Genomic DNA, 11527 nt, shown 5'->3' on the forward strand with positions numbered 1-11527 from the left:
TGATGGGCGCAGTCGGTGACGAGGAGGCGGACCCCATGAGCACACACGCTGCCCGGCTCATCGCGCCGGACGGCTGTCGCGGCCTTCCGACGCCCTACCAGCGCAGCAGGACTCGTAACGGAGCCGCCATGCCGCCCGGCCCTACACAGCACAACGGCAACGGCCGCATCGACGGCCGCCGGTTCCGTCAGGTCCTCGGCAGGTTCGCGACCGGCGTGGTGGCGATCACCGCCCTCGACCCGGCGAACGACCAGCCGTGCGGCCTGGCGGCCAACTCCTTCACCTCCGTCTCGCTCGACCCGCCGCTGGTGGCCTTCTGCGTGGCCCACACCAGCACGAGCTGGCCCCGGGTGCGCGGCGCGAAGGTCGTCACCGTGAACGTGCTGGCCGAGCACCAGCAGCCGGTCTGCGCGCAGATGGCGGCCAAGGGCGGCGACAAGTTCGCCGGCCTGGCCTGGACCGGCTCCCCCGGCGGCAACCCGGTGCTCGAAGGCGCGCTGGCCTGGCTCGACTGCGTGATCGAGGCCGAGCACCCGGCCGGCGACCACATGATCGTGGTGGCCCGGGTGCTGCAGCTCGACACGCACGCCGACGGCGGCCCCCTGGTCTTCTTCCAGGGCGGCTACGGGGGATTTGTTGAGCCTTCGTGAGCAGGCCCGCGCCTGGCTGGAGGAGAGCCTGTCCGGCGAGTTCGCGCACGTCCGCGGTCTCGGCGGCCCCGGCAGGGAGCACGAGGGGCACGACCTGCGCCTGGCCTGGGAACGCCGGCTCGGCCAGGCGGGCTGGACCTGCCTGAGCTGGCCCGAGCGGTACGGCGGCCGGGCCGCCTCCCTCGACGACCAGGTCGCCTTCTACGAGGAGTACGCCAGGGCCGACGCCCCCGCCCGGGTCGGCCTGATCGGCGAGGGGCTGATCGGCCCGACCATCCTGGAGTTCGGCACCGACGAGCAGAAGGACCGGTTCCTCCCGCCGATCCAGCGCGGCGAGGAGCTGTGGTGCCAGGGCTACTCCGAGCCCGAGGCCGGGTCCGACCTGGCGAACGTCCAGACCAGGGCGCGACTCGAAGGCGACGAGTGGGTGATCACCGGGCAGAAGGTGTGGACGTCGCTGGCCCACGTCGCCGACTGGTGTTTCGTCCTGTGCCGTACCGAGGAGGGCTCGCAGCGGCATCGCGGGCTGTCGTACCTGCTGGTGCCGATGGGCGGGCCGGGCGTCACCGTACGCCCGATCAGGCAGCTCACCGGCACCTCCGAGTTCAACGAGGTGTTCTTCGACGGCGCGCGCACGGCGGCGGGGAACCTGCTCGGGGCGCCGGGCGAGGGCTGGCGGGTGGCCATGGCCACGCTGGGCCACGAGCGCGGCGCGTCCACGCTGGGGCAGCAGATCGGGTTCCGGCGGGAGCTGGCCGAGGTGATCGCGACCGCCCGGCGGACCGGGGCGGCCGAGGACCCGGTGCTGCGCGACCGGCTCGTCCGGTCGTGGCTGGAGCTGGAGATCATGCGACTGAACGCCCTGCGGATGCTGGGCCCGGACCCGGGCCCGGAGGTGTCGATCGCCAAGCTCTACTGGTCGGAGTGGCATCGCCGGCTGGGCGAGCTGGCGCAGGAGGTGCAGGGCAAGGCCGGGCTCGTGGCGGCGGACGGCCTGAACGACCTGCAGCGCTTGTATTTGTTCAGCCGGGCGGACACGATCTATGCCGGGTCGAGTGAGATCCAGCGGAACATCATCGCCGAGCGCACTCTTGGTCTCCCCCGCTGATTGGAGCACGGATGGCACCGCCCTATCCGAAGTCGCACGGTCTGCTCGACGGCAAGGTCACGCTGGTGACCGCCGCCGCGGGCGCGGGCATCGGCTACGCCACCGCCAGGCGCTGCGCGGAGGAGGGGGCGACGATCGTCCTGTCCGACCGGCACGAGCGCCGCCTGGCCGCCGCCGCCGAGGCGCTGACCGAGCTGACCGGCGTCAAGCCGCTGGCGGTCCCCTGCGACGTGACGTCGGAGCCGCAGGTGCTGGCGCTGTTCGACGCGGTGGTGGAGGCGCACGGCCGGCTCGACGTGGTGATCAACAACGCCGGCCTCGGCGGTACGGCCCCGCTGGCCGAGATGACCGACGAGCAGTGGCACGCGGTGCTCGACGTCACCCTCAACGGCACCATGCGCTGTACCAGGGCGGCGGTCCGGCACATGATCGGCCAGGGCTCCGGCGTGATCGTGAACAACGCCTCGGTGGCCGGCTGGCGGGCGCAGCGCGGGCAGGCGCACTACGCGGCGGCCAAGGCCGGGGTGATGGCGCTGACGAGGTGCGTCGCGCTGGAGGTCGCCGAGCACGGCGTCCGGGTGAACGCGGTGGCGCCGTCACTGGCCGTGCATCCCTTCCTGGCGAAGGTGACGAGCGAGGAGCTGCTGGCGGAGCTGGCCGCCAAGGAGGCGTTCGGGCGGTCGGCCGAGCCGTGGGAGGTGGCCAACGTGATCGTCTTCCTGGCCAGCGACTACTCGTCGTACATGACGGGCGAGACCGTCTCGGTGTCCTCGCAACATCCCTGACCTGGCCCTGTCAGGGAGAATTCGGGGTAGGCGGCGGGCATCGGGCGGGCTACCGTCCGTTGCATGGGCACACGCTCCTCCTTCCTGCTCGACGTCCTGATCAGCGAGTTCGGCGAGTCGATCAAACGGGACCCGGCCGCCTTCCGGCGCAAGTTCCGCAAGATGGCGGCCTCCCCCTTCGCCTTCTACCGGGGCAGCGCCGGCCTGTTCTACGCCGACCTGACCGGCGACTTCGCCGACGGCTCCTACCTCGACGAGCCCACAAGCCGGGTGTGGATCCACGGCGACCTGCACGCCGAGAACTTCGGCACGTACATGAACGCCTCAGGGGTGCTGGTCTTCAACGTCAACGACTTCGACGAGGCCTACGTCGGCCCGTACGTCTGGGACCTCAAGCGCTTCGCCGCCAGCGTGGCGCTGATCGGCTACGCCAAGGCGCTGTCGGACGAGACGATCAGCGCGCTGGTGACCGAGTTCGCGCGGGCGTACCTGGCCGAGCTGCACGGCATCGCGACCGGCGGCGACGACGCCATCGGCTCGCTCACCCTGGAGACCACCGGCGGCGTGCTGCACCGGGTGCTGCAGACGGCGCGGCTCAGCACGCGGGTGGCGATGCTCGACGTGGAGACCGTGATCGAGGACTACGACCGGCGCTTCGCCCTCATGGACGGCCGGGAGGAGGTCGACGCGGCGACCCGGGAGCGGGTGCTGGCGGCGTTCGAGGGCTACCTGGGGACGCTGCCCACGCCGTCCAGCCCGGTCGAGCACGTCGTCAAGGACGTGGCGCTGCGCAAGGGCGTGGGCATCGGGTCGGCGGGGCTGCCGTCGTACAACCTGCTGCTGGAGGGGCGTTCGCAGGCGCTGGAGAACGACGTCATCCTCTACATGAAGCAGGCCCAGGCGCCGGCCGTGGCCCGGTACGTCGACAACGAGAAGGCGGCCTCCTACTTCCTGCACCAGGGCCACCGCACGGCCGAGTCGCAGCGGGCGCTGCAGGCCTACGCCGACCCCTGGCTCGGGTACGCCTCGCTCGACGGGGTGGGCCAGCTCGTGGCCGAGGTGTCGCCGTACTCGGCCGACCTCGACTGGGACGACGTCAACGAGCCCGACGAGCTGCGTTCCATCATGCGCGACCTGGGACGGGCGGTGGCGCGCATGCACTCGGTGGCCGACGACGAGTCCAGCCACGACCTGGTGGACTTCTCGACGGAGGAGGCGATCGTCGCGGTCATCAACGGCGATCAATCCGGATTCATCGGCATGTTGGTGGATTTCGCCCACCGATATGGGGCACAGGCTCGTGAAGACCATCAACGGTTCGTCGACCTGTTCAGGAACGGTCGCCTGCCCGGCCTGTGAGCCCTCGCGGCGGCCGCGGAGGAGCATCGTGCGTCATCTCATTGGGCTGCTGCTGGGGACCGAGGAGGACTGGCCGGCGGCGTTCGAGACCGTGTTACGCCGGTTGGGGCCGATCAAGGGGGTGGGCGAGTTCGACGTCGAGCGCATCACGATCGAGCCGTTCGACCTGCGCGCCAAGCCACGTCACGAGCTGGTGATCGACCGGCTGGCGTACTGGTACTACCACCCCCGCGAGTGGCTGAAGAAGATCGCCATGATGGACGACGTCTATCTGCTGAACAGCCCGTTCACGTTCCAGTCGATGGAGAAGCACGCGGCCTACTGCGCGATGATGCGGCTCGGGCTCAAGGTGCCGGAGACGGTGCTGGTGCCGTACAAGAACCCGCTGGACAACTCCCGCTACGCCTACACCGCCGAGCGCTACAACCGGGCCTTCGACCTCGACGCGGTCGCCGAGCGCATCGGCTATCCGCTGTTCATGAAGCCGTACGACGGCGGCGCCTGGCGGGGCGTCTCCCGCGTCCGCGACCGCGACGAGCTGCACCGCGCCTACGACCAGAGCGGCGAGATGCTCATGCACCTCCAGCAGTCCGTCGAGGGGTACGACGCCTTCGCCAGGTCGTTGTCGATCGGCGCGGAGACCATGGTCATGCGCTTCCGCCCCGACGAGCCGATGCACGCCCGGTACGCCGTGGACCACGAGTTCCTCTCGCCGTCCGTGGGCGAGGAGGTCGTCACCGTCGGGCGGCTGGTGAACGCGTTCTTCCGCTGGGAGTTCAACTCCTGCGAGACGCTGGTCAAGGGCGCCGACGTGCACCCCATCGACTACGCCAACGCCTGCCCCGACGTGGCCCTGACCAGCCTGCACTACTACTTCCCCTGGGCGATCAAGGCGCTGGTGAAGTGGAGCGTGTTCTGCGTGGCCACCCGCCGCCGGCCGCGCATCGACCTGGAGACGCACGACTACTTCGAGGTCACCGGCGACTACGGGGAACGGCTGGCCCAGTACCGGAAGCTGGCCGACCGGTACTTCGAGGTGGACCGGTACGAGGAGTTCTGCCGTACGCATCTGGGGCACATCGACGAGATCGTGCTGGACTGGGTGGCCGGGCCGGAGTTCGACCGGTTACTGGTCGACACGGTGGCGGCCACGTACCCGGCGGCCGAGCGCGAGCGGTTCACCGAGCACTTCCGGGGCCTGCTGCGACTCTGGGTGAAGGACGAGGGCAGCTAGTAACCGACCAGTCGGTATGGCATGCTTCCGGAACATGAGTCTGTTCTCGGTGGAAGGCAAGACGGTCGTCGTCACCGGCGGTTCGCGCGGCATCGGCCGCATGATCGCCGCCGGGTTCGTGGCGGCCGGCGCGACCGTCGTCATATCGGCACGCAAGGCGGCGGAGGTCGACAAGACCGCCGCCGAGCTGGGCTGCACGGCCGTCCAGGCCGACCTGTCCACGCCCGAGGGGGTGGACACGCTGGTCACGGCGGTGGGCGGCCCGCTGCACGTGCTGGTCAACAACGCCGGCGCCACCTGGGGCGCGCCTCTGGAGGAGTATCCGGAGCACGCCTTCGACAAGCTCTGGGACATCAACGTCAAGGGCGTCTTCTACCTGACCCAGAAGTTCCTGCCGAACCTGCGCCAGGCGGCCGGCCCGGACGACCCGGCCCGGGTGATCAACGTGGGCTCGATCGACGGCATCCGGGTGCCCGCCCTGGAGAGCTACGCCTACTCCTCCACCAAGGCGGCCGTGCACATGCTGACCCGCCATCTGGCCAGGCAGCTGGCCAAGGAGCACATCACGGTCAACGCCATCGCCCCCGGCCCGTTCGACTCCAAGATGATGGCCTTCGCCCTGGACGACCCCTCCACCCGCGCCGCCATCGCCTCGACCGTGCCCCTGGGACGGATCGGCCGGCCCGACGACATGGCGGGCGCGGCCGTCTTCCTGTCCTCGCGGGCGGGGTCGTACCTGACGGGCACGGTCATCCCGGTGGACGGCGGGATCTCCTGCTGATCAGACCAGCTCCCCCAGAGCCCTGGCGAAGTTCGCCGGGGCGTCCGGCGCGTACCGCAGGAACAGGTACGGCTCGGTCAGCTCCAGCTCGATGACCACCGGCGTGCCGTCGGACAGCCGGACCAGGTCGATCCTGGCGTAGAGAAGGGCGTGGGGAATGGCTGCTAGCACCTTCTCGGCCAGGTCGACCTGGTCCGGGGCCGGGGTGCGGAGCTCGGCCCGCGCGTTGTAGTCGAGGGTGGCCCCCGCCGCCAGCATCGGATGACGGCGGACGGCGTGGCTGAGGCGGCCGTTGAAGTACAGCAGGGAGGTCTCGCCCTCCGACTCCACCATGTCGAGGTAGGGCTGGACCATCGGCTGCCGTCCCGCGGCCTGGAGCGCGGCGGCCAGTTCCGCCGCCTTGTCGCGGTCGGTGGTCCTGGTCGTGTCGCGGGCTCCGGCGGAGATCGCGGGCTTGACGACGTACTCGGGCCAGTCGGGCAGGTCGTGGGCGGACCAATGGGTCGGCACGGTCGGCACGCCCAGGTCTCTCAGGTACGTCTTGTCGGTGTTGCCCTCCAGGACGACGGCCGGGTTGAGCAGCTTGGTGACGGACTCGACGCGGCGGGCCCAGGCCAGGAACTCCGCGCGCCGGTCGATGTAGTCCCAGGCCGATCGCACCACGACGGCGTCGTAGGCGCTCCAGTCGGCCGCGGGGTCGTCCCAGCGTTCGGCGCGGCCCTCGATGCCGTTGGCGTGCCAGTGGGAGAGCGCGAGGTCACGCTCGTCGTCCTGGCCGGTTGGGTCATCAAAGGTGACATATGCACAGTTCGTCATCCAGGGATGGTAGTGGGGGCGGGCCGGGCCGCCTCGACCCGGCCCGCACGGGGACGCCCTCTCCGCGCCGGAGGGCGCCCCCGGGCCTGGCTAGGAGTCGACGCTGGTGCCGGCGTGGCTGTCGTCGGTGGCGGTCGTGGCGTTGCCGTTGACGTTGTTGACGCTGGTGGCGTCGGTGCCGCTCACGTTGACGTTCACGACGTTGCCGAAGTTGTTGCCCGACTGGGAGGTGTCGTGGTTGGAGCTGGAGTTGCCCGCGGTGACGTCGGCGTGGGCCGGGGCGGACAGGAGCGTCAGGGCGGCGGCCGCGGCGACGGCGCCGGTGGTCACGCAGAGCTTCTTCATCATGTCGATGTCCCTTCCTCGGAGCTGTACGGAGGTCAGTAGAAGATGTAGGTCACCGCGATGCCGCCGTCGGTGGCGGTGGTCGCGACGCCGTTGATGTTGTTGACGTTGGTCGAGTCCCAGCCACCACGGTTGGCCGCGGAGACGTCGCCGAAGTTGTTGCCCGACTGCGACGAGTCGCTGTTGCTGCTCCAGTTGTCGGACCAGGTGTCAGCGTGGGCGGGAACCGCCGCCATGGCGACGCCGGCGGCCGCGGCCAGCACGGCACCTGCGGCGCACAGCCTTTTGATCACTTCTGCTCCTTCACCGGTGTGGACCCCTGCGAGGCGGCGGACGCCAGGGCCCTGGGCAGCCGCCGCCCCCTTTTTGACCTTCTGTGACCCATTGGGATCAAGGTCAATGCGACTATATAACTCTGCGTTGCCATTCGGTAGCACAGAGTTATCAGAACATTGTTCGCCGCCGACGCTGACATGAGGTGGCAGTGATCCAGACCTAACGTCCGGCCATGATCTACGAACTACGGCGGTACACCCTTCACCCCGGACGGCGCGACACCCTGATCACGCTGTTCGAGCGCGAGTTCGTCGAGCCGCAGGAGGCGCTCGGCATGCGCGTCGCGGGCACCTTCCGCGATCCCGACGCGCCCGACACCTTCACCTGGCTGCGCGCCTTCCCCGACATGGAAGCGCGCCGGACGGCGCTGGAGGGCTTCTACGACGGCCCCGTCTGGCGGGCGCACCGCGACGCCGCCAACGCCACGATGATCGACTCCGACGACGTGCTGCTGCTCCGTCCGTCCGGTCCGGAGCTGCCCTCCTGGGAACGGCCGCCCGCGGGCGCCGCCGAGCCGCCCGCCGCCCTGTACGTCGCGACGATCTGCCACGTCGGGGAGGGCTTCGCCGAGTTCTTCGCAGGTCAGGTCGCGCCCGCGCTGGCCGAGGCCGGGACGCCGCCGGTCGGCTGCCTGGAGAGCGAGCACGCCGAGAACACCTTCCCCCGCCTGCCGGTCCGGACCGGGGAGAACGTGTTCGTGTGGTTCACCCGGTTCGCCCGGCCCGAGGACGAGCGCCCGGCGGACCTGTCCATGCTGGACCCCCGCCTGACCGCGCCGCCGGTGCGGCTGCGCCTGCGTCCCACCGCCCGGTCGTCGATGCGCTGACGACTTCTTCCAACTTTCGGGCCCTCGGCGGAGTTGATGTCCTACATGGACCGCTACGAGGGGTTCCACGAGTTCGTACGCGCCCGTCAGCAGTCGCTGATGCGGACCGCGTACCTGCTCACCGGAGACCCCCATCTCGCCGAGGACCTGTTGCAGACGGTCCTCACCCGTGTCGCCTCGCATTGGGGCAAGCTCGCCGAGGACGGCAACCCCGAGGCGTACGCGCGCCGGGCCCTGGTGAACCAGACCATCTCCTGGCGCCGGCGCAGGCGCCCCGAGGTGCCCGCCGCCGAGCTGCCGGAGACCGGCGGGCACGCGCACGACGAGGCGACCGTGCGCCGCCTGACCCTGCTCAAGGCGCTGGCCCGGCTCACCCCGAAACAGCGCGCGGTGATCGTGCTGCGCTTCTACGAGGACCGCACCGAGCACGAGACCGCCCGGCTCATGGGCGTCTCGCTCGGCACGGTCAAGAGCCAGACGCACTACGCGCTGTCCAAGCTGCGCGCCCTCACCCCCGCGGAGGTGTACCGATGAAGACGCTGCGCGAGGACCTGCACGCGCTGGCCGAGCAGGCGCCGGTCGTCGACCTGGGGGCGCGGGCCGTCCTGCGCGCCCGGCGCAGGCGCGCGACCCGCCTGGCCGTGAGCGTCGCGGCGGCGGTCTGCGTGATCGGGGGCGGCGGCGCCGTGCTCCTGCAGCAGGCGCGTCCGGCGCCGCCGATCGTGCTCACCCCGCCGGCGGCCACCGCCCTTCCGCTGCCCGCCAAGGGGGTCGCGCCGGTCGAGCAGTTCTACCGGCCGATGTGCCGCACCGGCGGCCCGGCGTGCCCGTGGCGGCTGGTGACCCGGGACGGCGCCACGTACGAGCTGACCGACGGGCCGCGGAACGGGCCGGTCGAGGCGACGGCCGACGGGCGCCGGATCGCCTACTACAGCCCCGGCAGGCGCGCGATCGTCGTCCGGGACCTGGCCGGCGGCCAGCTGTGGACGTCGCCGCTGCAGCAGGACGACCAGGACTTCGCCGCCGAGTACGCGCTGCGGCTCTCCCCCGGCGGCCTGCGGTTCGTGGTGTCGGCGACGGGCGCGCCCCGGCTCGTGGACGTGCTGGGCGGCACGTCGGCCTCCCTGCCGAAGGGCTCGTGGCCGGTGAGCGTGGCCGACGGGACGGGCCCGGTGGTGCTGGCCAGGGCCAAGGGGGACACCACGGCGCTGTGGGTGCTCGGCCGCGACCCGGTGACGGTCCCGGAGCACACCTACGACTTCAGCGCCCTGGCCCCGGACGGTCGCACGATCGCCCGCGTCGGCACGACCCTCGACCGGAACCGCGAGCCCATGGTGCGGCGTGACGGCACGATCGTCGTCTTCGACGTCAAGGGAGGCGCGGAGCGCCGGGTCAGGCCGTCCGGGCTCGCCGAGGGGCTGCGGCCGGCCAAGCTGGGCGGCTGGACGTCCCCCCGCGAGGTGACGTTGCTGGCCTATCCGGACGACGACCCCCGCGCCGTCGCCGTGGTCTACGCGGTGGACGTGGACTCGGGGCGCGCCACCGAGCTGTTCGCGCTGCGGGGGGACGGCCAGACGTCCGTGCCCGGGCTGGTCCGCTAGCCGGCGGGGATCAGGGGGCCGCGCCGTAGACGGGCTCGGGGGCGGGCGCGGCCTCCAGGAGCGTGGCGACGGCCTCGCCCACCTCCTCCGGCGACCAGCGGGCGCCCCGGTCCGCGGCGGGGCCGTGGCGCCAGCCGGTGGCCAGCGCGATCGTGCCGCCCTCGACCTCGAAGACCCGGCCCGTCACGTGCGCGGAGGCCGCCGAGCCGAGCCAGACCACGAGCGGGGCGACGTTCGCCGGGTCCATGGGGTCGAACCCGGCCCGCGGCCTGGCCATGGTCGCCGCGAACACCTCCTCGGTCATCCGGGTGCGGGCGGCCGGCGCGATGGCGTTGACGGTGACGCCGTAGCGGGCCAGCTCGGCGGCGGCGACCTGGGTGAGCGCGGCGATCCCGGCCTTGGCCGCCGAATAGCCGGCCTGGCCGACGCTGCCCATCAGGCCCGCGCCCGAGGAGGTGTTGACCACCCTGCCGGACACCTCCTCGCCCGCCTTCGACCGCTCCCGCCAGTACGCGGCCGCGTGCCGCAGCGGCAGGAAGTGGCCTTTGAGGTGCACGCGGACGACGTCGTCCCAGTCCTGCTCGGTCATCGAGACCAGCATGCGGTCGCGCAGGAAGCCGGCGTTGTTGACCAGGACGTCCAGCCGGCCGTACGCGCTGACGGCGGTCTTCACCAGGCGGGCGGCGCCGGCCCAGTCGGACACGTCGTCGCAGTTGGCCACCGCCCGGCCGCCGAGGGCCTCGATCTCGGCGACGACCTCGTGGGCCGGGCCGGACGATGCGCCGCCGCCGTCGCGGGCGGTGCCGAGGTCGTTCACCACGACGCGGGCGCCCTGCCGGGCGAACTCCAGGGCGTGCTGCCTGCCGATGCCGCGTCCGGCGCCTGTCACGATCACCACGCGGCCAGCGCAAATGCCCACAAGACCTCCCAAGGGGATCATGCACAGATATCAAGAAATATCGTCAGAAGCTAGGTGTTGCCAGGCGGGGATCTCGCCGCCGCCGTCCACCCGTACCTCGGCGCCGGTCACGTAGCCGGGGGCGGCCAGCCACAGGCAGGCCGCGGCCACGTCGGCGGGCGTGGCGGGGCGGCCCGCGGGGATGGCGGCGTCCGCCCGGCCCTGGCCGGTGTACCGCTCGGCCGCCGTGGTGTCGGCCAGGCCGACCACGACCGAGTTGACCCTGACCTCGGGGGCCCATTCGGCGGCCAGGCAGCGGGCCAGGTGGTGCAGGCCCGCCTTGGCGGCGCCGTACGCGGCGGTGCCGGGCGAGGGACGGGCGCCGCTGACGCTGCCGATCATCACGATCGCCCCGCGGGCGGCGGCCAGCAGCGGGTGGGCCCGCTGGGAGACCAGCAGGGGGGCGGTCAGGTTGAGCTCGATGACGCGGGCGTGCAGGCGCGGCGAGGTGCCCGACACGGGGGCGGGCGGCGAGCCGCCGGCGTTGTTGACCAGCACGTCCAGCCGGTCGAACCCGGCGACCAGCCGTTCGACGTCCGCCGGGACGCGCACGTCGGCCTGGACGAAGCGCAGGCCGTCCAGGGGGCCGGGGTCCTTCCTGGCGCAGACCGTCACGTCGGCGCCGGCCGCGCGGAAGGCCCTGGCGATGCCCGCGCCGATGCCCTGGGTGCCGCCCGTCACCAGCACGGACCTGCCCGTGTAGTCGTAAGTGACCGTCACGGGTGCTA

14 protein-coding genes are annotated in these 11527 nt (G+C 71.8%); 9 read left to right on the plus strand and 5 right to left on the minus strand.

From position 1 onward, the window contains the following. The first annotated feature begins 35 nt into the window (after positions 1-35). The 6 genes from ACWEJ6_RS18510 to ACWEJ6_RS18535 all read left to right on the plus strand — a co-directional run bounded on the left by ACWEJ6_RS18510 (position 36) and on the right by ACWEJ6_RS18535 (position 5917). Positions 36-650, plus strand: coding sequence for a flavin reductase family protein (locus ACWEJ6_RS18510; RefSeq protein WP_449919421.1), 615 nt, complete (start codon positions 36-38; stop codon positions 648-650). Next, positions 637-1758, plus strand: a complete 1122-nt coding sequence (locus tag ACWEJ6_RS18515; RefSeq protein ID WP_452424869.1) for an acyl-CoA dehydrogenase family protein — start codon at positions 637-639, stop codon at positions 1756-1758. Before ACWEJ6_RS18510 ends, ACWEJ6_RS18515 begins: the two co-directional genes overlap by 14 nt. A gap of 11 nt (positions 1759-1769) precedes the next feature. Next, positions 1770-2543 carry an SDR family oxidoreductase gene (locus ACWEJ6_RS18520; protein ID WP_352363141.1) on the plus strand — a complete coding sequence of 258 codons (774 nt, stop codon included), beginning with the start codon at positions 1770-1772 and terminating at the stop codon, positions 2541-2543. A gap of 63 nt (positions 2544-2606) precedes the next feature. Beyond that, positions 2607-3902, plus strand: a complete 1296-nt coding sequence (locus ACWEJ6_RS18525; protein WP_387682001.1) for a DUF2252 domain-containing protein — start codon at positions 2607-2609, stop codon at positions 3900-3902. A gap of 28 nt (positions 3903-3930) precedes the next feature. Further along, positions 3931-5136 carry a hypothetical protein gene (locus ACWEJ6_RS18530; protein WP_397160914.1) on the plus strand — a complete coding sequence of 402 codons (1206 nt, stop codon included), beginning with the start codon at positions 3931-3933 and terminating at the stop codon, positions 5134-5136. Between the two features lie 34 nt (positions 5137-5170). Beyond that, entirely contained in the window at positions 5171-5917 is a 747-nt protein-coding gene (locus ACWEJ6_RS18535; protein ID WP_358298473.1) for an SDR family oxidoreductase, read from the plus strand. On the opposite strand, the gene ACWEJ6_RS18540 is transcribed toward ACWEJ6_RS18535, so the two are convergent. From ACWEJ6_RS18540 to ACWEJ6_RS18550, 3 genes are all read right to left on the minus strand, one after another. Continuing rightward, on the minus strand, positions 5918-6733 hold the full coding sequence (locus tag ACWEJ6_RS18540) for an ATP-grasp domain-containing protein (RefSeq protein WP_452424872.1): 816 nt from the start codon (positions 6731-6733) through the stop codon (positions 5918-5920). It abuts the gene before it with no gap. 90 nt (positions 6734-6823) lie between these two features. Further along, on the minus strand, positions 6824-7081 hold the full coding sequence (locus tag ACWEJ6_RS18545) for a hypothetical protein (RefSeq protein WP_352363132.1): 258 nt from the start codon (positions 7079-7081) through the stop codon (positions 6824-6826). A 32-nt stretch (positions 7082-7113) separates the two neighbouring features. Continuing rightward, on the minus strand, positions 7114-7371 hold the full coding sequence (locus ACWEJ6_RS18550; RefSeq protein WP_352319902.1) for a hypothetical protein: 258 nt from the start codon (positions 7369-7371) through the stop codon (positions 7114-7116). 215 nt (positions 7372-7586) lie between these two features. Between ACWEJ6_RS18550 and ACWEJ6_RS18555 the strand changes: the two genes are divergently transcribed. The 3 genes from ACWEJ6_RS18555 to ACWEJ6_RS18565 are packed head-to-tail and all read left to right on the plus strand — an operon-like array spanning position 7587 to position 9841. After that, positions 7587-8240, plus strand: coding sequence for an NIPSNAP family protein (locus tag ACWEJ6_RS18555; protein WP_452424875.1), 654 nt, complete (start codon positions 7587-7589; stop codon positions 8238-8240). A 45-nt stretch (positions 8241-8285) separates the two neighbouring features. After that, positions 8286-8774 carry a SigE family RNA polymerase sigma factor gene (locus tag ACWEJ6_RS18560; protein ID WP_452424877.1) on the plus strand — a complete coding sequence of 163 codons (489 nt, stop codon included), beginning with the start codon at positions 8286-8288 and terminating at the stop codon, positions 8772-8774. Then, entirely contained in the window at positions 8771-9841 is a 1071-nt protein-coding gene (locus ACWEJ6_RS18565; RefSeq protein WP_452424879.1) for a hypothetical protein, read from the plus strand. The genes ACWEJ6_RS18560 and ACWEJ6_RS18565 overlap by 4 nt, the downstream gene beginning before the upstream one ends. Positions 9842-9851: 10 nt before the next feature. On the opposite strand, the gene ACWEJ6_RS18570 is transcribed toward ACWEJ6_RS18565, so the two are convergent. Further along, positions 9852-10781, minus strand: a complete 930-nt coding sequence (locus ACWEJ6_RS18570; protein ID WP_452424881.1) for an SDR family oxidoreductase — start codon at positions 10779-10781, stop codon at positions 9852-9854. A 9-nt stretch (positions 10782-10790) separates the two neighbouring features. Further along, on the minus strand, positions 10791-11519 hold the full coding sequence (locus tag ACWEJ6_RS18575) for an SDR family oxidoreductase (RefSeq protein ID WP_358298487.1): 729 nt from the start codon (positions 11517-11519) through the stop codon (positions 10791-10793). Positions 11520-11527: the final 8 nt, after the last annotated feature.

The organism is Nonomuraea sp. NPDC004702 (assembly GCF_053601695.1).

Excerpts from the sequence above, each read along its gene's own strand:
- ACWEJ6_RS18510 (WP_449919421.1), top strand. The coding sequence starts at position 36 with ATGAGCACACACGCTGCCCGGCTCATCGCGCCGGACGGCTGTCGCGGC.
- ACWEJ6_RS18520 (WP_352363141.1), top strand. The coding sequence starts at position 1,770 with ATGGCACCGCCCTATCCGAAGTCGCACGGTCTGCTCGACGGCAAGGTC.
- ACWEJ6_RS18525 (WP_387682001.1), top strand. The coding sequence starts at position 2,607 with ATGGGCACACGCTCCTCCTTCCTGCTCGACGTCCTGATCAGCGAGTTC.
- ACWEJ6_RS18535 (WP_358298473.1), top strand. The coding sequence starts at position 5,171 with ATGAGTCTGTTCTCGGTGGAAGGCAAGACGGTCGTCGTCACCGGCGGT.
- ACWEJ6_RS18540 (WP_452424872.1), bottom strand. The coding sequence starts at position 6,733 with ATGACGAACTGTGCATATGTCACCTTTGATGACCCAACCGGCCAGGAC.
- ACWEJ6_RS18545 (WP_352363132.1), bottom strand. The coding sequence starts at position 7,081 with ATGATGAAGAAGCTCTGCGTGACCACCGGCGCCGTCGCCGCGGCCGCC.
- ACWEJ6_RS18555 (WP_452424875.1), top strand. The coding sequence starts at position 7,587 with ATGATCTACGAACTACGGCGGTACACCCTTCACCCCGGACGGCGCGAC.
- ACWEJ6_RS18560 (WP_452424877.1), top strand. The coding sequence starts at position 8,286 with ATGGACCGCTACGAGGGGTTCCACGAGTTCGTACGCGCCCGTCAGCAG.
- ACWEJ6_RS18565 (WP_452424879.1), top strand. The coding sequence starts at position 8,771 with ATGAAGACGCTGCGCGAGGACCTGCACGCGCTGGCCGAGCAGGCGCCG.
- ACWEJ6_RS18570 (WP_452424881.1), bottom strand. The coding sequence starts at position 10,781 with ATGATCCCCTTGGGAGGTCTTGTGGGCATTTGCGCTGGCCGCGTGGTG.